Annotated in this window: 19 protein-coding genes and 2 pseudogenes; 12 read left to right on the top strand and 9 right to left on the bottom strand. The window is 54.3% G+C overall.

Translation table 11 applies throughout. The features are described 5' to 3' along the window. The first annotated feature begins 60 nt into the window (after window positions 1-60). Window positions 61-1137 carry a 3-deoxy-7-phosphoheptulonate synthase gene (locus BLU24_RS09980; protein ID WP_093099682.1) on the top strand — a complete coding sequence of 359 codons (1077 nt, stop codon included), beginning with the start codon at window positions 61-63 and terminating at the stop codon, window positions 1135-1137. A 60-nt stretch (window positions 1138-1197) separates the two neighbouring features. On the opposite strand, the gene BLU24_RS09975 is transcribed toward BLU24_RS09980, so the two are convergent. Continuing rightward, a complete protein-coding gene (locus BLU24_RS09975; RefSeq protein ID WP_090284980.1) occupies window positions 1198-1479 on the bottom strand; it encodes a GNAT family N-acetyltransferase in 282 nt (93 codons plus the stop codon). 639 nt (window positions 1480-2118) lie between these two features. Between BLU24_RS09975 and oprI the strand changes: the two genes are divergently transcribed. Continuing rightward, the gene (gene oprI, locus BLU24_RS09970) at window positions 2119-2370 is read left to right on the top strand and encodes an outer membrane lipoprotei OprI (protein WP_003183784.1); all 252 of its coding nucleotides are present in this window, start codon (window positions 2119-2121) and stop codon (window positions 2368-2370) included. A gap of 124 nt (window positions 2371-2494) precedes the next feature. Here the strand turns inward: oprI and BLU24_RS09965 are convergent, their stop codons facing one another. The 3 genes from BLU24_RS09965 to BLU24_RS09955 form a co-directional block, all read right to left on the bottom strand. Further along, window positions 2495-3466, bottom strand: coding sequence for a L,D-transpeptidase family protein (locus BLU24_RS09965; protein WP_090284982.1), 972 nt, complete (start codon window positions 3464-3466; stop codon window positions 2495-2497). Window positions 3467-3655: 189 nt separating this feature from the next. Next, entirely contained in the window at window positions 3656-3949 is a 294-nt protein-coding gene (locus tag BLU24_RS09960; protein WP_003226812.1) for a hypothetical protein, read from the bottom strand. A gap of 57 nt (window positions 3950-4006) precedes the next feature. Further along, window positions 4007-4612 carry an arylesterase gene (locus BLU24_RS09955; protein ID WP_172833254.1) on the bottom strand — a complete coding sequence of 202 codons (606 nt, stop codon included), beginning with the start codon at window positions 4610-4612 and terminating at the stop codon, window positions 4007-4009. A gap of 10 nt (window positions 4613-4622) precedes the next feature. On the opposite strand from BLU24_RS09955, the gene BLU24_RS09950 reads away from it, so the two are divergent. The 3 genes and pseudogenes from BLU24_RS09950 to BLU24_RS09940 form a co-directional block, all read left to right on the top strand. Then, the gene (locus BLU24_RS09950) at window positions 4623-5306 is read left to right on the top strand and encodes an ABC transporter ATP-binding protein (RefSeq protein WP_093099678.1); all 684 of its coding nucleotides are present in this window, start codon (window positions 4623-4625) and stop codon (window positions 5304-5306) included. Further along, on the top strand, window positions 5306-7810 hold the full coding sequence (locus BLU24_RS09945) for an ABC transporter permease (protein ID WP_093099676.1): 2505 nt from the start codon (window positions 5306-5308) through the stop codon (window positions 7808-7810). The genes BLU24_RS09950 and BLU24_RS09945 overlap by 1 nt, the downstream gene beginning before the upstream one ends. Before the next feature lie 34 nt (window positions 7811-7844). After that, window positions 7845-8015, top strand: a pseudogene (locus BLU24_RS09940) (transcription elongation factor GreB); the annotation flags it as partial. Between the two features lie 221 nt (window positions 8016-8236). Here the strand turns inward: BLU24_RS09940 and BLU24_RS09935 are convergent. The 4 genes from BLU24_RS09935 to BLU24_RS09915 form a co-directional block, all read right to left on the bottom strand. After that, a complete protein-coding gene (locus BLU24_RS09935) occupies window positions 8237-8920 on the bottom strand; it encodes a hypothetical protein (RefSeq protein ID WP_157720831.1) in 684 nt (227 codons plus the stop codon). Between the two features lie 419 nt (window positions 8921-9339). Continuing rightward, window positions 9340-10086, bottom strand: coding sequence for a hypothetical protein (locus tag BLU24_RS09930; RefSeq protein ID WP_093099671.1), 747 nt, complete (start codon window positions 10084-10086; stop codon window positions 9340-9342). 65 nt (window positions 10087-10151) lie between these two features. Next, entirely contained in the window at window positions 10152-10457 is a 306-nt protein-coding gene (locus BLU24_RS09925; RefSeq protein WP_093099669.1) for a hypothetical protein, read from the bottom strand. 840 nt (window positions 10458-11297) lie between these two features. After that, on the bottom strand, window positions 11298-12641 hold the full coding sequence (locus BLU24_RS09915; RefSeq protein ID WP_093099665.1) for a hypothetical protein: 1344 nt from the start codon (window positions 12639-12641) through the stop codon (window positions 11298-11300). Between the two features lie 782 nt (window positions 12642-13423). Between BLU24_RS09915 and BLU24_RS09910 the strand changes: the two genes are divergently transcribed. The 4 genes and pseudogenes from BLU24_RS09910 to BLU24_RS09895 all read left to right on the top strand — a co-directional run bounded on the left by BLU24_RS09910 (window position 13424) and on the right by BLU24_RS09895 (window position 17581). After that, a complete protein-coding gene (locus BLU24_RS09910; protein WP_093099663.1) occupies window positions 13424-13900 on the top strand; it encodes a hypothetical protein in 477 nt (158 codons plus the stop codon). Continuing rightward, a complete protein-coding gene (locus BLU24_RS09905) occupies window positions 13897-14709 on the top strand; it encodes a hypothetical protein (protein ID WP_093099661.1) in 813 nt (270 codons plus the stop codon). The genes BLU24_RS09910 and BLU24_RS09905 overlap by 4 nt, the downstream gene beginning before the upstream one ends. Before the next feature lie 581 nt (window positions 14710-15290). After that, the gene (locus BLU24_RS09900; protein ID WP_093099659.1) at window positions 15291-15683 is read left to right on the top strand and encodes a hypothetical protein; all 393 of its coding nucleotides are present in this window, start codon (window positions 15291-15293) and stop codon (window positions 15681-15683) included. Window positions 15684-16416: 733 nt separating this feature from the next. After that, window positions 16417-17581 (top strand): annotated as a pseudogene (locus BLU24_RS09895) (aminotransferase-like domain-containing protein). A 781-nt stretch (window positions 17582-18362) separates the two neighbouring features. Here BLU24_RS09895 and BLU24_RS27550 read toward each other — a convergent pair. Then, entirely contained in the window at window positions 18363-18803 is a 441-nt protein-coding gene (locus BLU24_RS27550; RefSeq protein WP_157720830.1) for a hypothetical protein, read from the bottom strand. A 453-nt stretch (window positions 18804-19256) separates the two neighbouring features. On the opposite strand from BLU24_RS27550, the gene BLU24_RS09890 reads away from it, so the two are divergent. The 3 genes from BLU24_RS09890 to greB all read left to right on the top strand — a co-directional run bounded on the left by BLU24_RS09890 (window position 19257) and on the right by greB (window position 21965). Next, complete coding sequence (locus BLU24_RS09890; protein WP_093099657.1) at window positions 19257-19631, top strand: helix-turn-helix domain-containing protein; 375 nt, start codon at window positions 19257-19259, stop codon at window positions 19629-19631. Window positions 19632-19801: 170 nt separating this feature from the next. Continuing rightward, the gene (locus BLU24_RS09885; protein WP_093099654.1) at window positions 19802-21361 is read left to right on the top strand and encodes a hypothetical protein; all 1560 of its coding nucleotides are present in this window, start codon (window positions 19802-19804) and stop codon (window positions 21359-21361) included. Window positions 21362-21452: 91 nt separating this feature from the next. Beyond that, complete coding sequence (gene greB / locus BLU24_RS09880; protein WP_093099650.1) at window positions 21453-21965, top strand: transcription elongation factor GreB; 513 nt, start codon at window positions 21453-21455, stop codon at window positions 21963-21965. Window positions 21966-22009: the final 44 nt, after the last annotated feature.

The raw sequence follows: 22009 nt of genomic DNA, 5'->3' as shown, positions 1-22009 counted from the left end.
GCTGTGCCCCGCCGCGCGGGGATCGCTGGCGGCCGGCACCCGTGACCTGACGAGTAAACGATGGCTGATTTACCGATCAACGACCTGAACGTCGCCTCTAACGAGACCCTGATCACTCCCGATCAGCTCAAGCGTGATATCCCTCTGAGCGACGCCGCCCTGCGCACCGTCACCAAGGGCCGCGAAGTCATTCGCAACATTCTTGACGGCACCGACCACCGTCTGTTCGTCGTGATCGGCCCGTGCTCGATTCACGACATCAAGGCCGCCCACGAATACGCCGATCGCCTCAAGGTGCTGGCCCAAGAAGTATCCGACACCCTGTACCTGGTCATGCGCGTGTACTTCGAGAAGCCGCGCACCACTGTTGGCTGGAAAGGCCTGATCAACGATCCCTATCTGGATGACTCGTTCAAGATCCAGGACGGTCTGCACATCGGGCGCCAGTTGCTGCTCGACCTGGCCGAGAAAGGCCTGCCGACCGCCACCGAAGCCCTCGACCCGATCTCGCCGCAGTACTTGCAGGACCTGATCAGCTGGTCGGCGATCGGTGCTCGTACCACCGAATCGCAGACCCACCGGGAAATGGCTTCCGGCCTGTCTTCGGCCGTCGGTTTCAAGAACGGCACCGATGGCGGCCTGACCGTGGCGATCAACGCCTTGCAGTCAGTGTCGAGCCCGCACCGCTTCCTCGGTATCAACCAGGAAGGCGGCGTGTCGATCGTCACCACCAAAGGCAACGCCTACGGTCACGTGGTGCTGCGCGGTGGTAACGGCAAGCCGAACTACGATTCGGTCAGCGTCGCCCTGTGCGAGCAGGCGCTGAACAAGGCGAAGATCAAGCCGAACATCATGGTCGATTGCAGCCACGCCAACTCCAACAAGGACCCGGCCCTGCAACCGCTGGTGATGGAAAACGTCGCCAACCAGATCCTCGAAGGCAACCAGTCGATCATCGGTCTGATGGTCGAGAGCCATCTGAACTGGGGCTGCCAGGCGATCCCGAAAGACCTCGCCGATCTGCAATACGGCGTGTCGATCACCGACGCGTGCATCGATTGGTCCGCCACCGAGACTACCCTGCGCAGCATGCACGCCAAGCTCAAGGACGTGTTGCCGAAACGTCAGCGCACCTGATCGACGTTTTGCAGGCATAAAAAAACGCCGGGCATTGCCCGGCGTTTTTGTGTGTGCGATTCAGATCTTCGCGGCGCGGCGCTGGTGACGTTCCATGTAGCGCTCGACGTACGAGCACGACGGGATCACCGTGTAGCCCATTTCTTCAGCGTACTTCAACGCACTTTCGGTCAGCGCGGCAGCAATGCCACGGCCACGCAGGGCGTTGGGCACGAACGTGCGGTAGATATCCAGGGTCTGTTTCCCCAGATCCATATAGGTCAGGTAGGCACGATGACCGTCCACATTGGTCTCGAACTGATGACCAGCCTGGTCATGGTGGATGGACAACGCCTCGCTCATCACTACTCCTCGCGGGTCTTGGATTGTGACCCCTACCTTACCGATGTTTTCCCGGCGAAGGAACATCTACGCCACCCCGTGCCTGACGGACACCGAGAAGAGCCACACCGATCTCGCGCACCCTGACACCTGATAAATAGTAGGCACCATTGGTGGGAATGCTCAAGATGCGCTCGTCATTGAGCGCGTTGCGCGGGGTGGCTCCCGGAGGACGCAGGACAGTCTCGGAAGAAGATCTTCGCGGGCCGCTCAGCTGAACATTGCCGGTTGTTGAGACTTGAGACGTGCAACCTTTTATAAAGTCACCTGAACATCAAAAAGATACGCCAAGCGGCTCACAGAAACGGAACAAAAGTATGGACGAATTCATTTAGACAGACTTTAGCCGAAGACGCGAAAAGAGCATCACGGGCAGGGAACTTTTCGCGATCAAGTCGCTCGGGGCGGGGCTTGTAGCTGGATGTTTTTTATACAGCGCAGTTAAAAGTTGCTCGAAAAAGAATCAACGCCTACAATTTTTTTTGCTTCTTGCGCTACGTCAGTTTACTTACTACAAGTAATGGGTAGTATGTACGCCGGCTATTTCCTCAATCGTGAGGAGACAGCTACTTAATTTGAAAGTCCTTGAAGGGGAACACGATGAACAACGTTCTGAAATTCTCTGCTCTGGCTCTGGCCGCAGTTCTGGCTACCGGTTGCAGCAGCGCATCGAAAGAAACCGAAGCACGTCTGACCGCTACTGAAGACGCAGCTGCTCGCTCCCAGGCTCGTGCAGACGAAGCTTACCGTAAAGCTGATGAAGCTCTGGCTGCTGCTCAAAAAGCACAACAGACTGCTGACGAAGCTAACGAGCGTGCTCTGCGCATGCTGGAAAAAGCTAGCCGCAAGTAATAATCCCTCGGGATTGTTATCGAGCCGACCCATTTTTTGGGTCGGCTTTTTTGTGCCCGCTGCTTTTGTCCGGGCAATAAAAACCCGCCGATGCGGTACGCATCGGCGGGTTGCCGAGCAGAGCTTATTGCAGGTCGATCGGTGTGCTGGTAACCATCGGCGCCGGGGCGTTGGTCGGCGTAGCGATCTCCACTGGCAGGCCATCTTCTGCCGCGACTACGTCACGCACCACATCCCAGTCCATGCGCAGGTTGCTGGTGATGTCTTCACGCTTGAGCATCGCGTTGATCACCGCGGTGTGCTTGTCGACCACCGACGGGTTGCCCTTGTCGTCCAGTGGCGTGTGCGCCTCCAGATAGACCTTGCCGCCACTGCGGCCGAATTTGTACGGGTCGTTGATGATCCGTACCGACGTACCGACCGGCACCATGCCAGCCATTTCCAGCACGTTGTTGTTGAACATGCGGAAGCAGCCGTGGCTGGTGCGCATGCCGATACCGAATTTCTTGTTGGAACCGTGAATCAGATAACCCGGCGTGCCGAGGGTGAACTTGAACGGCCCCAGCGGGTTGTCCGGGCCGGCCGGCACTACGTTGGGCAGCGGATCACCATCAGCAGCGTGCTCGGCCTTGATCGAAGCCGGCGGCGTCCAGGTCGGATTCGGCGTCTTGGCAATGATTGAAGTATGCGCGATCGGCGAGCCCCAGCCTTCCCGGCCGATACCCAGCGGGAACGTGTAAACCACGTCGCGACCTTTCGGGTAGTAATAGAGACGGTATTCGGCAAGGTTGATAACGATGCCTTCGCGCGGACCCGGCGGCAGGATGAAACGTGTAGGCAGAACGATCTCGGTGCCGGCGCCCGGCAGCCAGGCGTCGATGCCCGGGTTGGCCGCGACCATTTCCGAATAGCCCAGATCGTAGGTGGTGCCCAGATCGGCAAACGTATCTTCGTACTTGGCCTTGATCACCTGCACCTGGCCGACGATGTCTTCGCCGGGCGGTGGCAGGGGAAGCTCCAATGCAGCAACGGGACCGGCCACACACAGGGCGGCAAGTGACAGGCAGCGGGTGACGGCAGGAAAGCGCGGCAACATCCGGAAAATCCTTCGCATGATCATCAAGGGTATAAGCGCGCGATTGTACACCGCGGCACGGGAATTCGGGGAGGTAGCGCCGCTATAGGCGACAGGGTGCGTTCAGGGTGGAAGCGAGCCTGCTGGCGAAAGCCGTGTCAGCAACGAAAATGTCAGCTGCCGACGCTCGCTCGTTTTGATTTTCAGCGCTCAGAGCTCGAAACGCAGCTCCGGCCAGATCGGCGAGGTGCCGCGCTTCTGCGATTCCAGAATGGCCCGGCACAGCGAACACAGGCGCTGATCCTGGAACACCCGGCGATCCACGCTCGACCAGCGCGGTTGCGCCGGCAACAGACTGCCGCACAACGTGCGATCGGCTGAACCGCCGAGTTCGAGCTGACGGGTCACCAGATGCACCCGCACTTCCTGGCAGGCGAACAGATCCAGCTGTTCGTCAGGCTCGATCAGTTGGTAGGCGAACAGGGACCAGGCAGGACGCGGCATCGGGGCCTCCGAATAAGGGGGCGCCACATTAGCCGAAAGCCTGCCGCTAGAAAAGCCTCATAACAGCGGTTTTAGCGTCGGCCAGACATTTTCCAGCAACTTGCCTTGGGCCCCGGCTGCCGGGTGCAGACCGTCGGCCTGCATCAAGTCCGGATGGCCGCCGACGCCTTCGAGGAAAAACGGTACCAGCGGAATGTTTTTCTCCTCGGCGAGCTTGCCGTAGACCTCGGCAAACGCATCGGTGTAACGCTTGCCGTAATTGGGCGGCAATTGCATGCCGAGCAACAGCACCTTGGCACCCACCTGGCGCGAGCTGTCGATCATCGAGGCAAGATTTTGTTGCAATTGCATTGGCGGCATTCCGCGCAGGCCGTCATTGCCACCCAGCTCGAGGATCACCAGCGCCGGCTTATGCTCTACAAGCAGCGCCGGCAGCCGCGCCTGGCCGCCGGCGCTGGTGTCGCCGCTGATGGAGGCATTGACCACTTTGTCGTCGAAACCCTCCTGTTTGAGCCGTTGTTCGAGCAACGACACCCACCCCAGGCGGGTATCCAGTCCGAAACCGGCGCTGATACTATCGCCAACGATCAGGACCGTACCCGCCGCTGCGTTCTGGGCCATGCACATCAAGGCCAGGCCAGCACTCAAAAACCACACTCGCATCGGATTCTCCATGGGCGCAAGCATTCTCACCGCGAAGGACCTCAGCAAAGTGGTAGCCAGCGCGGAAGGTGAACTGACTATCCTGCACGAACTTAGCCTGGAACTGAACAAGGGCGACAGCCTGGCCATCGTCGGCGCCTCAGGTTCCGGCAAATCCACCCTCCTCGGCCTGCTGGCCGGTCTCGATCTGCCGAGCAGCGGCGAAGTGGTGCTCGCCGGGCAAGGCCTGAGCAATCTCGACGAAGATCAGCGCGCGCGCATTCGTGCCGAGCACGTGGGCTTCGTCTTCCAGTCGTTTCAATTGCTCGACAGCCTCGATGCGCTGGAAAACGTCATGCTGCCGCTGGAGCTCGACGGCCGCAAAGATGCCCGCGAGCGCGCGACGCAATTGCTTGAGCGTGTCGGTCTCGGCCAGCGCCTGACCCACTCGCCGCGCCAGCTCTCAGGTGGTGAGCAGCAACGCGTAGCCATCGCCCGCGCCTTCGCCGCCGAACCCGACGTGCTGTTCGCCGACGAACCGACCGGCAATCTTGACAGCCACACCGGCGAGCGCATCAGCGATCTGCTGTTCGAGCTGAACAAGGAACGCGGCACGACCCTGGTGCTGGTGACCCACGACGAACGCCTGGCCCATCGTTGCCGGCGCCTGATCCGTCTTGAAGCCGGGCGACTGGTCGCCCCTCTGGAGCCTTGATGGTGCGCCTGCCGCTGTTACGTCTGTGCAGTCTCGCGATACGCCAACTGTTGCGCGATGCACGCGCAGGCGAGTTGCGTGTGTTGTTTTTTGCGTTGGTAGTGGCCGTGGCGGCAAGTACCGCCATCGGCTACTTCGGTGCCCGCCTGAATGGCGCCATGACCCTGCGCGCCACCGAATTTCTAGGCGCCGATCTGGTGCTGGAGGGCAGCTCACCGGCCCGCGAAGAACAGATCAGGAGCGGCACCGAACTGCGCCTGCAGCATGCGCAGGTGGTGGAGTTCTCCAGTGTTGTCGCGACCGACAACGGCATTCAGTTGTCGAGTATCAAGGCCGTCGACCGCGCCTATCCGTTGCGCGGCGAACTGAAAAGCGCTGCCGCACCCTTCGCGCCCGAAGAAGTGGGCGGCGAACCGCAACCCGGCGAAGCCTGGGTCGAGGCACGCCTGCTGACCGCACTGGATCTGAAAATCGGCGACAGCATCGACGTCGGCATGAAATCCCTGAAGCTGGCGCGGGTGCTGACCTACGAGCCGGATCGCGCCGGCAACTTTTACAGCCTGACGCCGCGAGTGATGATCAACCTCGACGACCTCGCCGCTACCGGTGTGGTGCAACCGGGCAGCCGAGTCAATTACCGCGAACTGTGGCGCGGTGAACCGCAGGCGCTGGAAACCTATCGGCAACTGATCAAACCCGGGCTCGCCGCCAATCAGCGGATTCAGGATGCCCGCGACGGCAACCGGCAGATCGGCGGCGCCCTGGGCAAAGCCGAGCGTTATCTGAACATGGCCAGTCTGGTCGCGGTGTTGCTGGCCGGGGTGGCGGTGGCGCTGTCGGCCAATCGTTTCGCCAGTCGCCGTTTCGATGCCAGCGCGCTGCTGCGCTGTCTCGGTCTGTCGCGGCGCGAAACCATGCTGTTGTTCAGTATTCAACTGACGGTCCTCGGCCTGCTCGCCGCCCTCAGCGGTGCGCTGCTGGGTTGGCTGGCGCAACTGGGCCTGTTCGCATTGCTGCATGATTTGCTGCCGACCGATGTACCACCGGGCGGGCTGTTTCCGGCGCTTGCCGGGATCGGCACCGGGCTGGTGGCATTGGCCGGGTTTGCCCTGCCGCCGCTGGCCGCATTGGGTCGCGTACCACCGCTGCGGGTGTTGCGCCGCGACATGCTGCCGATTCCGTCGAGCACCTGGATGGTCTACGGCGCCGCGTTGGGCGCACTGGGCCTGATCATGTGGCGGCTGAGCCTGGATCTGTTGCTGACGTTCGCCCTGCTCGGCGGTGGCGTGGTGGCGGCGCTGGTCTTGGGTGGCTTGCTGCTGTTGCTGCTGCAAAGCCTGCGACGGATGCTCGCCCGTGCCTCGTTGCCGTGGCGCCTGGGCCTTGGCCAATTGCTGCGTCATCCTTTGGCAGCGGCGGGTCAGTCACTGGCATTCGGTCTGATTTTGCTGTCGATGGCCCTGATCGCCCTGCTGCGCGGCGAACTGCTCGATACCTGGCAGAACCAGTTGCCGAAAAACGCGCCAAACTATTTCGCACTGAATATTCTGCCGGGCGACAAACAAGCCTTTACCGATCACCTGATCAAAGTGTCCGCGCAAGCCGCGCCACTCTATCCGGTTGTGCCGGGGCGATTGATCAGCATCAATGGCGAGGCGGTACAACAAATCGTCAGCAAGGATTCGGCGGGGGATCGCGCGATTCAACGGGATTTGAGCCTGACCTGGGCGGCGGATTTGCCGGCCGGCAACAAGCTCACCGCCGGTGAATGGTGGAAGGATCAGCCAGACGACGACGTGCCGGGTGTATCGGTCGAAGGCAAAGTCGCCGAAAGTCTCAAACTCAAACTCGGCGATCACATGGTGTTCAGCGTCGGCGGGGTCAACCGTGAAGCGCGAGTGACCAGCCTGCGCGAGATCAACTGGGACAACTTCCAGCCGAACTTCTTCATGATCTTCCAGCCCGGCACCTTGAAGGATCTGCCGGCGACGTACCTGACCAGCTTCTATCTGGCGCCCGGTCATGATCAGCAGATCGTCGAACTGTCGCGGACCTTCCCGGCGGTCACCATTCTTCAGGTCGAGGCGTTGCTTGAGCAACTGCGCAGCATCCTCGCCCAGGTCACTCTGGCGGTGGAATACGTGTTGTTGTTCGTTCTCGCGGCGGGGATGGCGGTGTTGTTTTCCGGCTTGCAGGCGACACTGGATGAACGCATTCGCCAAGGGGCACTGTTGCGGGCGCTGGGGGCCGAGCGGCAATTGCTGATCAAGGCGCGGCGCATCGAATTCGGCTTGCTCGGTGCGGTGAGCGGTTTGCTCGCCGCCATCGGTTCGGAAGTGGTGAGCCTGGTGCTGTATCGCTTTGCCTTCGACCTGCCGTGGCACCCGCATCCGTGGTTGCTGGTGCTGCCATTGATAGGCGCAGTGCTGATCGGCGGTGCCGGTGTGTTCGGCACGCGTCGCGCATTGAACGCCAGCCCACTGACAGTGTTGCGCGAGGGTTGATAGACTCCGGCGGTCTCAATCACAAGAAGTTGCCATGAGCCGTTATCGCCCTCCCCGCACCGCCGGCACCGCGCTGATCACCCCAGAAGGTGAAGCGCGGATGCGCGCCGAATTCCATGAGTTGTGGCATGTGCGCCGCCCCCAAGTGACGCAAGCGGTCAGTGAGGCGGCGGCGCAAGGTGATCGGTCGGAAAACGCCGAGTACACCCAAGCACCGCACTAAACATACTATCTACGGCGCAGCCCTTTAAATCCGAGCACTTCGGAATAGTACCCATACTAAAAAAACATACTATCTTGACCGAAAAATGTTTCGTCTTTTAGCAAAGTATTTTTCTCAGGTCACCCATCCGGCTCGTCGATGCCCCCAAAATCGATAGGTGTGTCGCCCGGGATAAATCCCAGAAACGATCACAAATCTAATTTTCATCCATTGCTCTTCGCATGTGTTTTCGCACGCTGAGACCAACGCCAGCTCAAACGATCATCGGAATCGATCACGAACAGCCCCGACCATACGGCCGACCAAAATTGTAAAACAACCAGCCAGCGCATCCCCATCAACGAGCCAACAGCCTTGGCAATTGGTCGCCACCACCAGCCTATAAAGCGTGAGATTACCTTAGGCCGAGAGGATGGCGCGCTTGGTGAATAAAGCCCGAAGTGGGAATAGGTTCCAAGCCAGCGCCAGAAAATCTGCAGCTCTTGCTGAGCAAGCATTATGGAGTCCAGGCTCCACCAAATGCCCCATCGCTCTTTCCAGTGCGAATTCTCCGCCCAAGTCTGAGTGAGCGATTGCCTCAATGGGCTTGAGATCTGCTCGACCCGGTCTCCTTCCAGGGTCGCAACGCATGAGTAGAACCGGACTGTCTCAAGTGAATATTTCATTGCTAGTCCGACAATTCCTACGGGCTCGCAAACAGGCAGGCTGCTCAAGGCGCAAACAATAGGGGTCGCGTCCACCCCGTGGATCGTAACGTTCTCCTGATATTTACGCCCCATTCCTTCTGCTTCAAACACCGCCTGGAAGCGTTCGATCCGACGCCGAGTCGATCGAAATGCAACTTTGGATTGCTGCTGCTCAGGATCGGTGGATTGGGCAATACGCAACGAGTACTCCAGGTTTTCCCCCAAGGGCTCCCAGAACGCTCCCAAGCTATGCTTGTTCGACCACCTTCGATGAGACAAAAGGTATGTTTTGTAAAATAGCGCTTTCTCTATTTTGCGCCAGACCCAGGCCGCTGCGGCTCCTGCTAGCGCCCATGGAATTGATACCGTCACTGCGATCCCTTACTCAAATTTTATCTAAAGTAGAAATTAGGTCGCGCCGCATCGACCATGACTCAAGCCAAGCAACGCCTCAAGCAAATGCAAGACAACACACGCCTACCGCATCCGCTGATGCCGAGCAAACATAGGTCAGACAGGCGAGGTGATTGACGCCCGCCGAGGTAACGCACTCAGAGGTGGAGAGAATCCAACCAACCACCGGGGGAGACTCGCCCCACTTTCCCGTGATACCGATCTCGTCAAACAGGAGGGTCGATCAATCGAGGGAAACGCTCCGACATGATGGTTTGAACTATCCTGGGTACCTCGGCATACGCCTCATTTTCTAGATAACTGGAATTGACCTCCAGCAAACTGAAATCCTCGAATCTGTCTTCACGGATCTTCGTGGCTCTCGCCGAAAGATCATACTCGGCTCGAATCATGACCTTTTGACCGTCGCCCAGATTCCAGAACTCCTGAAGATTTTCCACTTCGCTCTGGAACCAAAATCGTACCCAACGCGACCGATACGACTTAACGGGCTTGAAGTCTCTGGTGGCAAGCATGGCAATGATCACCTCATGCTCCTCGATATCTCGGTATTTCCAGACACCTCTTGTATCCACCTCCCGTAGGGCCTCAGCAAAATCCTTGGCATCGACGGTGCGAACATATTTTTTGAACTGATGCCAATGGTACGTCCAGTTCTCGAAGAAACGCGCGCGCAGAGCTGCGGCAATTTCAGTGTCCGGCAAGGTCTCGGTAAGTACCTGATACCGGATGGCGCCTTCACTTTTAATAGGACACACGGGCGACTCTGGATCTCGCCGGTGCGCAAAATGAGTCTTCACGGCTGGGTTGGGATCAAGATCCCCCTTAACCGCTAATGGCTGCTCACAAGCAGGGCAACGCGCATCGCCAAGGGAGGGCGTAGAGCGGAGCAAGTGGATGTAGTCGCGGATATGAATAGATTTCGGCTCAAACGGGTGAAATGCCTTGAACATCTGCCACTCCAACAGGATGGATCCAAAATCCTGCCAGCCGTAGCATCAGTTGGCAACCTCAATCCTTACCGATGACGGAGTCGTTTTTTGCGCCTGAATCGGCCTTCATCACGGCGCCCTTGTTTGTAGCCTAAGAGATAGTAATCGCGGCAGAGCCAGCCGGCGTTATGGATAGCGAAGTCGGGAATATCGATAGGCATTGGGCCTACGTAAGATTTTTTGCAATCAGGTTGGCCAGGCCTGGCAACCCGAAAAAGCTTCAAGTACTTGCCAGAGACCCCGAGCGACTCATCCTGCTCGGCAATCTCCACCTGCCATCCAAATGTCCTAAGCAAATCAATATTCAGTTGATCAATATCTCTGCTTTCCATAACGCTATCCTCTTTTGTGGCTCAGCTCTCCTTTTTAGTATGTCGATGGAGACTTTCACTCGGCAACCGTCCCCACTACATAATCATTTATTTTCAAATAAAACCCCGCTAGCCGCCAATGAGCTGAATATTTACTACCGCATAAGACTACGACCACATAGATCAATAAAAACCGAAGGGCTTTGATATCAAGTTAAAAATACTGAAGGATGAACGCAAAGCTGACACAGCAATAAAGCATAACTGAACAAACTAGAAACCCAATCACTCACAGTTGCACCCGCGCTTGCTCCATCGTGACCATAAAATAAATAGAACTTCAATGTCCGACTCGAAAATCCGCTTCACAGTAACTCGATCGCCAGAAGGCACTCTGCTCCTCAACTCTTTTCGCAGCAAAAAGAAACAGGAGAGCGCAAAGCAAAGTGTGTTCCAACATGTTGGATTGCTATATCGAGAGCTTGACGCGGCAAATGAGTACGACCCAATATTTATGCCGGCATTAGTCAAATCCTACAGCGCACTCCACCTGAAGCTTGGTTTTCCTGCGTGCGCACCAATGCATATGCTGTCAACGTTCGATTGGAAAGAACGGATGTACATTGCGGGGGGGGGTTATTTGTAAAGAGTGGCAGGACGCAGCAAAAAACCCGGATTACAACGTAAATCAAAATTACAGGGCCACCCTTGAGTTTTGCGAGCTTGGCTGGGATGTCGAAGTCAATGAATGGTTTTCTCAGCAGCCTTGCTGCAGGTGTTTATGCGAACAGAACAAAGCGTAACTCCTGATGCCTCGTCACTTCCGCAGCATGGCACCACCCGTCACGGGATTACAGCAAATCAGTTATTGTCTATTACATAGCGGCTAAAAACCGAAATACCGGGCCGGTGATGTATTCGAACCACTCCCTGCCCCTCCTCGCAGCTGAACAGTTCCATTGCGCCGTTCTTCACAACCCTGCGTATCGGAGGCAGCTGGAGGCGCTGACCAAAAATTTCAATCTGTTTACGTTCTACCGCCTCAAAGCTATCGAACTCATACTGACGTCCGATCAAACTACCAATATCCGGGCCATCGACGACACATCTGCCGATGATGGGGAAGGTGATTGTATTCAAGTCAAGATAATTACCCTCTATCATCTTTACACTATCTGCTAGTTCATCGTTGGATTCGTCAGTCAGACGGAATCGTCCATCAAAAAATATTGGCTCCTTCAGAAAGCCAGACAGCTCTCTGGCCATGTGTACATATGCAAGCGCATACGAAAGCGGCAGGAGGTGTTCCGGGATAAGGTTCAGCATCATGCCAGAGCTTAGCTCTCCGTCGATCTCCACACCTAAATCTATCTCCCACTTCTCTAGAATCGCTTCGACGAACGTCGCTATCTTGTTAAACCAAGGAAGCTGAGAAACCTCGCGTCCATTCCAGCTTTCTGTATTGATATTAAAATTAAATTTGGAGTTTCCCCCATTATGACTCGCGTCGGCAGTCAAACTTATCATTCCTTTCATCGATACGCCTCGGAGGCAGTACGATTGGGTGCCTGAGGTTATCGATCCTGGGATGTCGTCCAAGTTAATCTTTTTGCCAGTCACTGGATCCGTTGCAGACATTTTTATGACTACCGCAGTGGATGCACGAAAAAAACTTACCCTGCCTTCATTTCCACTGACCAGTTCCTTAATCATCTCGAATAACGCAGATCCTTGAAATTCGATATTCTTCACATCGAGCTCGAACGCATGTCCGTTCTCAAAAAGGGCCGCGTAACCGGTTGCCGCGATCTGGGCATCATCTCCACCGACCTTCATGAAGATCTGAACGTTTTCCTTGGCATTGACCTGAAAAGCTGTCCCATACAACGGATCGTATCTGCTTATCACATCGAAACGAGGGTCGGCCGCCGCCAATACATTTGCTGAAGCCGTATGGACTTGATGTATTGCATTTGGAACAAATTTCTTCGGCATCCCGCTTAACGTCATGGCTAACAGGTCGGTCGCGGCGGTAACTTTAGGTAGCTGACGCCCAAGCTCGGTTTTCGTAGCGGCCTCGGCCTGCCTTTTCCAACCTTTGAGCAGCTCCACGGTGTGGGTGTTTACGTCCCGATCGATCTCATCTGCATGAATCGCGCATAGCCAGATACCGTTGGAAAATGCCTTTCGCTCGTTACTGGTCATGCCTGAATCATAGCGAGGCCCACCAGGGGATGCGGCACAAATATGGGCAGCTTTGCCAACATTTGTGACGCCATCTTCATCTTGAGGAGCCGAAGTCGGCACTCTGCAGTTTGGCTTCGAACACCGATGCGCGACCCTGTCCCTCAATTTCCTTACAACGCTGGCAGTAAAATCATCGCGAGCCATCGATTAGATACCTACTAAAAGCGGAAGTTGCGGCAAGTCTATCCGCGATCAACTTTTGGCGGATAGTGGTAGCAGCGTCCCCTTCTCAGGAACGTGAGCAGCCAGGCTGTTGCGATCTTTGCCATGATGCAAGGCGAACGGCAGTGAATTTTTAGAATCCCAGGTGCTAACAGCTATCGTATCCGCATGTTTCGGTTTCGCACCGATGGGCTTCATCGCTCCGTCGGCTGGTCTTCTAGTTCAGTGGTAACAATCTCGATGACTACAGTATCAAGCCTTATCGGGCGGGAAGCTCGGTACTCGGCGCAAGCAGATTGTGCGAAAAACGGAGTGTGACCACGTAAATATCTATGAGACTGAGTCTTTCTTAAAACCGCCCCCCATGATTGCCAAACCTCCAACCAGCTGCAGAGAACTACTGCAAAAAATGCACGTATGTAAACCAACCAGCTCAGTGATATCGTGTAGCCACTACCTCCTACCCCCAGGTTCATCCTTTTAGGTTTTCTGAACCTAGGTAGCTCCAGATACAGGCTTCCAGCAGATCTGAAGCGGAGCTAGGTCACCCACACCTAATAATTTGAGGAATTATTTCTATGAGTTCTGCAGCAAAGCTTTATGAGGAATATGTAGCGGAGCAGAGCGCTGCATCGATCTATATCGACAAGCTTGGCGAAGAAGGAGGTATCGCTCTGGTGATCCCAGAGACCACCCCCCAAACCCCTGCTGCGGTAATTGGTGCCGACGCAATCGAGTTCATGGCGCTGCTGCGAGACAACGAATCAGATCAAGTCGTGATTGGTGTTTGCGGCGACGCGCAGAACGTCCATTACTCGCAGGTCAACAGCATCATTCTTGACATTGGTACCTACCTTTTGACGGATGTAGGGGTGCCTTTGTTCGTGACTGTTCTAGGCGCATTCATCGAAACGAAAATCAGCCAACATAATTCCGAGGATATTGAGCTACGTGTAAACGTCATCAAGGGTAAAGGCAAACGTAAGAAGAAGTACTCAGTGTCAGGCAAGCCCAAAGACGTTTTGAAGGTAGTAAAGGAGCTCAATAAGAAATGAACGGTGCGGATCTGCTTTTGGAGCTCGATACCTTACTCAAGCAGTGGTGGTACGTAGGGCTACAAGATGAGCGCCACCTGTCATCCTTGGAAACCTTGAAGGCAACGACAGATGATGGCGTGATCAAGAACAAAATTTGGGTTTACTCAACACTTCTAAAATGTCATCTACTCCACGAGGAAATTTTTAATCTCCTAAAGTCTGAAAGCTTTTATCCCGCATGGTGCAAGCTTGAGAATTTAGAAATCCTATTAGCCAACGTTCGCGGCAATCATGAGCATGTCGAGCGAGATTACGGACAAGCCTTCCTAACGAACGCGGTCAACAGCTGGCAAATGCTGTACCCCTATAAAGTATTTTCCAGCAGCCGCGAAATTATCAAGAAGATGAGCTGCTCAATCTGCGAGAGCCCCAGATCAGTCCTTCAGAGTTGCAAGCATCGTAGGGGCAAGCTTTATGCTGGGGAATTTTGCCAAGATGTCGTTGAGGATTTCGAACTCATCACATACGATTTAGTAGCAAATCCGGTCGTCAAGGCAGCCGTTCCATTCAGGCATGATGGTGATCACTATGACTACTCCCTGCTTAGAGCCGGCCTTCAGGTAGTCACAACAGCTCGACACTGGTTCAGTGTTTCAAAGCTTGGCGTACCTGTTGCAAAACATACCGGGGTTCACTCACCATCTTTTCCGTGCCCATGCAGGAGGAGTCTCCGGAAATATGAAGATTGCTGCCTGCCTCTATCAATGATAGAGCATGACCACTTCATCATTGATGTCCTCACGCCCAGACGAGCTTCTGTAGGATGAACTCGAAGGCCGTCTATCACCACAGCATTGCTCGGCGGTAGACGGCTGGTTGGGTGTAAAGGACTAATCAGGTGTCTGCCCTTCGACGATCGGGGTTGCAATTTCTAGATCCTATTACAGATCTCTTAACAGCAAAATTCCATGCTCCCACCGATAATAACCTCACGAGTCTTCGAAGCGCAGACTTGATCTGGCACCGTGGCGAAACGGGAAGTTCTCCGCCATCGTAGATATTGTCGAAGCCCTTCTCACGACCAGCCTTCCTGTCTTCGCAATACATCCAGATCTCTCGGGTTGCACACCACGCATCGTGTGAGAGTGCTCGACGCTGCGCTCGCAAAATTTCGCCTACTGCAAATTGTAATTTCCTCGAACAGCCCTCGCTGACTTTTTCTAAATCGGGAGAAATATAGGCATCCAAGGTGTTCGAGTACTTGTTGGCGGCTTTCTTATGGTCGACATGACTAACGCCATTGCGTCGGTTGAGCTCTTCGAGGACGGCTCATCGACACTTAACAAGTGAATTTTACTTGTTGAATCAAGATTGACTATCAGCGAGTTCGAGCTCAATTGCGCCACTGATGTCGGGCGCAAGGGAAAAACATGTCCTGGACGCCGGGACGGTTGTTGGCAGGCTGCCCTCAAAAGGACATGAAATAGCCCGTCTCGCTGAAAAATTCCAACTCATCGGTCGCTCTGCTTTTACAACTGCCATGCATAAAAATATTTCAACTGATACTGGCTCCATCCTGGCGAGTCCAGCAATCATTGTGCGGCAAAATCGGCATCTGGCATTAGCCGCTGACTGCTCTACTGAAATCAACCATTTAGATATCGAGAAAAGCATGTCAACTCACATAAAGCCGGGCCCTAAACCAAAGCGTGATGATGGAAACGAAGACCGACGGCGTCATGTGAACCCCGAAAACAAGCCAAAACACCCAACGCTCCCGATCCACAAACCTGAAAAGTAGCGGGTGTATGAGGTGAGCGGTCAGGGATCTGTGCCTCGGAGTCCTGACCGACCTTTACGACAGATGTGTACATACGGCATTCGACTCCAAGTGCCGATTGGAACCAATCTTGTAAACACATCAGATGCTATGCCCATCCAATGTGATGGGCGTGCACAGCAACAACCGGGGGGCTAAGTACTAGCAGAAGCCTTACTTGCTCCCCCATATTTTGTCGTCACACATCATTGGATCGTCGAATGAAGAAAACGCACGATGTTAAGCAACGGTCAGCTGAGCAGTGAGTTTTAAGGTTCCAATGACCCAGACACCATTTTCGATTTACGGAAGGTCGGAAACGGCGTCAGACGACTTCTAAGGATGGCTGCCACTAAAGCGTATATACCCAATGCTCGGGTTACTCAGGAAGGCAGGCGCCATACGCGTTATATCACTAGGTTACATAACAGCTTCGAAGTGCACCCCGGCCTGAACATTCGGATGACGGTTCTGGGCGCTTCCTTTCCCGTCGCACTCTAGGCATAACCGTTTCAATTCAGAGCCCTATTGGGCTGGAGGACGCCATCTGCGTCTGAATGACTACTCAGTGAACGTTTCACGAACGAACCTTTGGCCCCCTTCATCAGCGTGAAGCGTCCAACTCAGTAACAACGGGCAACTTATACGTTGCGGCATCTTAATTTTAGTCAATTAGTTTCGAATCATTCTCCCCTACCTCATACGGGTAATATCGATGGCTTTTTCCGAACGTATCTCGCGCCTAAAAGGCTCCTTGATCCGCGAAATCTTTGCTGCTGCACAGCGCCCTGAAGTGATGTCATTCGCAGGCGGCCTACCAGCCGAAGCCATGCTGCCTAAAGTAGAGTGGAGCAGATGCCCCTGTCCATGGGCCAATACGGCATGAGCGAAGGCGAGCCAGCGCTTCGTGAAGCCTTGGCTGCAGAGGCGCGTGCACTGGGTGTGCCGTGCGAGTCAAGTGAGGTGCTCGTGGTCAGCGGATCTCAGCAAACCCTCGACCTCGCCGCAAAACTTTACATCGACAAAGGCACTGAGATCCTGCTGGAAGCACCACCTACTTGGCAGCGCTGCAGATTTTTCAACTGTTTGGAGCTGACTGCATCACTGTTCCGCTGGAGGCCGACGGCCCGGACTTAGCGCAATTGCGTGAGCGCCTCGAAAAACATCACCCGGCGTTTATATACCTGATCCCGACCTTTCAGAATCCATCCGCTGTGCGATACAGCGAAGCCAAACGCGAAGCTGTGGGAGCCTTGCTAGATGAGTTCGGCGTAACCCTTATCGAGGACGAGCCGTACCGTGAACTGACCTACGATGGCGGCATCGCCACGCCAATTGTCAGCCGATTGAAAAAAGCCAGCTGGATTTACACGGGTACCGTCTCGAAAACATTGCTGCCAGGCTTGCGGGTCGGCTACCTGATTGCCAGTCCAGATTTGTTCCCGCATTTGCTGAGGCTAAAGCAATCGGCAGACTTGCACACTAGTCGGGTAGGTCAATGGCAAGCGCAGCAATGGATAGGCACCGAAAAATTTCAGCAGCACATTGTTGAATTGCAGGACTTCTATCGTTTGCGTCGGGATGTATTTCAGCTTGCACTGGAAACGCACTTTTCCGATCTCGCGGATTGGAACCTACCGCAAGGCGGGCTGTTTTTCTGGTTGACGCTCAAGCAGCCGCTAGATACTCGGATATTACTCAAGGCTGCATTGGCGGTTGACGTGGCTTTCATGCCAGGAGAGCCGTTCTTCCCCGAACCGGATAAGAATCTGGGGCACCTGCGGCTGAACTTCAGCTTTATTACACCTGCGCGACTGAGCGAAGGGCTTGAACGATTAGCAGCGGTGGTGCGTCTAGCCCAGTCGCTACGAGTCGCTTAAGGAACGCTAGCCTATATTGCGTGTGAAACGTAAGCGTCCGGTGAAGTCACGCTTCGACCTTTGTAATTACGGGCAACGGTGTGTAACCACGGGCATTCGCTCTTTAACCAACATCCGCACATAGATGGGCACGCAGCGGTGTGTTGGTTATGCCTGAATCTCGCGAGATGAGTGAGCTAAGCGCTTCTGGTTGAGCCATCAAATTAAAACCCAGGAATCTGACTGGGCCACCAAGCTTTGCAATGAAAGATCATTGCGTTTACCAAGCGCATGGACAGGTCGCTGAACGGATCCACAACTCAAAAATAGAATTCGTCTGATCATTTTCCGTAAGGCAGTGATCCTTCGGCTGTCAGCACAACGCGTTCCTGAATAGGGCGAGAGGCACGTCATGAGCAACCATACAGATGTTCTACCTGAACTTATAAGACGTCGAGCAGAGAGGATCGTCTATGACATTGAGCATGCGGGGTCGATGATTATCGCCGTGAAAAATGGAGCGAAGGCTGAGGGTTTCATATTGGGAATCTCGTGCTGGTCAGGCCTCACACAGGATCGCTGCGATCTGTTAACAACGCATTTTGAGGATGTGCTTGAAAAAAGACTTAGAACGCTCACGTTAGGTCTCTAGCATTTCCAAACGGTGACGCAAGAACATTGTGGGAAAAAGTGAGATTTTTCACTTTCCTTGCAGCTGTCGCTGCGACGGCAAGGTGCGTTCCGGTGCGGCAATATTCTCCAGAGCGGGCCGAGCTTGTTCCAGCGTCGAGGCGTTACGGTTTCACCGAACGATCTGATGTCCATCTTGTGGTGGTGGGTGACGAATCCGAAGATGGCAGATGCACAATTCGTTTTTCGATAGATGGGAGCCCCGCTGCCGATTTTCATTCGGGGAGTTAGCCCATTTTGGGCTCACCATGGGCGTACATCGGCTGTCAGCGTTTACAGGCCAAGGCTGCTCTGAGGTGTTGATCAAGGAGGTCAAGGTATCAGTGAAAACAGGTGATGCGGTGATTCTGCGCATCGAGAAAACTGAACGAAGGCCGGCAGGGTAGCGGATGATTGATCTTGGTAAATAGATAGCCACTTGCGGATCACGTTGACGTTGATGCCGTGATGGATGGCTACGCTGGAAATCGTCGGGAGACACACCTACTTCGCCTGGCCAACCGTACTCTTTTTCCAGCAGGTCATTCAGGGCTTTTAGCTCCAAAATATTCATGCGCTTCACCCCGATGGTTTTCCTCCCACGCTTGCTAAGCGCTCACGCATATGCCGGTTTGCATCATTCGGTGTTGAGAGTTTCCGTCGACCGTGTTCCTTTGCCCAGTATGAGGTTGGAGCAAAAAGCTGAGTAATCAATTAGGAGGTGAATACGAAAGGGGGCTGAGGCGGAGCATGCAATGTCCGCGTCAAGGTAAATACGCCTCCCTAATCGTCACACCCAGCAGATTAGCCGGTAGATGAGGGGGCTACCGTCTTCAAAACGTACTATGTGAAAGGCGCCCATTTGCCGTTCATTCTTACAAGCACCGAAAAAACAAACGCGTTCGATTAGCGCATTTTAATGCGCCGTTACCCTATCGCTCATCATGTCTCAGTGCATTATAATGCGCCACACAAGAGAATTCCGTTCAATCTGGATAGGCTGACAGGGTGGGGGAAAGTGAAAGAGATGACTCTAGAAGAGCGCAAGGCTTACATTCAAGCAGTGGCCGAGGAAGTCGCCCAAGGGAACCTGTCGCTGGGTGGCGCTGCTAAGCAACTTCGTGAAAATGTTCTGGGCTTAAGCCAGGAGAGGTTCGCGAAGGCCTGCAAAATTTCAAAGCGCACTCTGTCGCAGCTGGAGGTCGACAGCAGCAATCCGACTGTTGCGACCCTAGACGCTATATTCAGGAAGTTTGGTCTTATGGTAAGCCTGGCTCACCTCAGTCCTGTAGCGCTCAACGCCGCTGCCGCCAAGAAAAAAAAGGTTGGATTTGGCGTTCCTGCTGGTACTCCTGCGCGGCCCCCCTCCCCTTCGCCAAGCAAGCCGATTGAAGGGCGCTAGTCACCTGTTTGTTCAGGCGAAGCATCGTGATGATGCCTGATTACGTCTTAACCAAAAGTCAAACAGGACTGTCGCCCCAACTTGCACGTTACTCGTAGCGCGTAACGAAATGCTTTCAACCAATTCCGGTGAAAAAAGCACATGGATAAAAAGGAAAGCCAGAGGATTTTATGAGTGATATAGGTGCGGGTGGTGAGCATTTTTTTATGGGCTTTTGCTCCGTCGATGGAGTGACCGCCAATAAAAGCAGTGCTGATAAGCACGGTTGGGACGTCTTCGTCGAGGTAGAGCAGGAAACCGGCGAACTTACGCTGATGACACTTCATGAGCCCATAATTGCAGGCAAAGTCCAAGTAAAATCCACGCGTACCACGTCGCTTAAAGTGGATGTCACCCTGTCCAACCTGCGCAAGATGGCTACCAGCCCGCTTCCCTCCTTCTATGTCCTGATGGACTTTTCGCAAGGGCCACATCCTCAAAGGGCATTCATACGTCATGTCGATGAACCCCTGATCCGTGAAATCTTGCAGAGGGTTAATACTCATATCATCGCCGGCAAAGCGGAAAGGTTACACAAGCTCACACTACGAGTTGATTTTGGATTAGGTCGTGAAATAAGGCTCAGCGAGCCGAGCACGTTCAAGTCAGAAATCTTACGAGCTATTGGAAGCTCCCCTGCCAAATACACCGATAAAAAATCCATGTTTCTCAAAAATGTTGGCTTTGAGGATGGCTGCCACGCAATGCATTTTCAGCTTGAGGGCATGGGAAATCTCACTGCATTCGTTAACGCGACACTAGGAATGGGCGGGAGCGTCGAGCTGCAGAATATGCAATTTTCAACCACAAGATTTGGACAGGTAGATCCACGTAGTCGTACTGAATTATCTGCGGGGATTATGGAGCTTACTCCAGTGGCGCCTGCTGCCAAGGGCACATTGACCTTCCGGGATCTGTCGAGTGGCGTGAGTGCGCTGGTGGAGGCTTCAGCCTTCTTCAGCCCTATGCATGAATGGCTCCCCAAAAGCCTGAAAAAAATCCGGATCGATTGCGGCACCTTTGACTGGTTAATGAATGAAGATGGTTCAAGCGCCCAATTCACCGCAACGCTCGACCCCGAGTTGCCGATTCACCTGGACGGGCTTGCTAATTTTTTTCAGATAGTCTGCCTGCTACGCAGACCTGAAAGCCTCTCCATAGAGATGGACTTCTACGGCACCCAGAGCTCTGTGATCGTCAAAAGAGGCGTAGTCTTGCCAGACTATTCACGGGCGCTGGAAACGGCTGACCTTTTGATGGGGATGAAGAGTTTTTTCGCAGACAGGGAACACCTGACGATATCAGCAACAGAGCTCATCCACTGCGATCAAAACATCAGAGCTATATCTGGTTTCTTGAATAGAAAAACTGGGGCCAGGATATCCTTCAGGTTCGTCGAGGCACATGACCCATTTGAAGCTGCTTGCCTGGTACCGCTTGCCCTGAGAGTTGGCGGAAAATGCTACGTGGCTGTCATTGCGATATTCGGAGACATGAGCCGATCAGAGCAAGGACGTTACACCGTCGCGACAACCGACTTCGATGTCCTTTACAAAACGGTCTTGCGCGAGAATGAGCTAAATACGGATAAAATTCTGCTTCGACTTGAGCCGATCATGACTAACTACACGCACTTTCTACCCATTGTGAATTTAGTCCCGGTGATGCTGGATTTCGTGCTAAGCCGTTGAGCAAATAAGTGCCTTGAAATTCCCGTATGCGAGCACGGCAATTTACTTAGCCCCTGTTAGGGCTTGCATCATTTTTCAAAAGGAGGCCGGTTTGGCCACAAACATCATCACTCGCGGCGGCCATGACGCTCTAAAAGCAGAGCTCGATCATCTGTGGCGTGTGTATCGCCCTGAGATAACCCAGAAAGTCGCTTGGGCGGCATCGCTGGGAGACCGCAGCGAAAACGCGGACTACCAGTACAACAAAAAACTGCTAAGGGAGATTGATCGAAGGGTTAGGTATCTGCGCAAGCGTCTGGAGGACGTGAAGGTTGTCGATTATTCCCCTGAGCAGGAGGGGAAGGTGTTTTTTGGGGCTTGGGTCGAGGTTGAAAAAGACGATGGAGACGTGAAGAAATTTAGGATTGTGGGGTACGACGAAATTTATGGACGCAACGATTACATCTCGATCGATTCACCAATGGCTCGGGCCCTACTCAAGAAGCAGGAAGGTGACGAAGCAACCGTACAGACTCCAACCGGCGAAACCATTTGGTATATCAACAGCATTTTTTACCAAGATCCAGCAGCAGATCAGTCTTCGGCTCCGTCGGTTCAAAAATGACGCGACATCATGACACCGAGCGCCGAGCTGACGCTGCAAACTTA

The organism is Pseudomonas sp. Z003-0.4C(8344-21) (genome assembly GCF_900104975.1).
GTDB classification, from domain to species: domain Bacteria; phylum Pseudomonadota; class Gammaproteobacteria; order Pseudomonadales; family Pseudomonadaceae; genus Aquipseudomonas; species Aquipseudomonas granadensis.
This window is presented reverse-complemented; position numbering and strand designations above follow the sequence as displayed.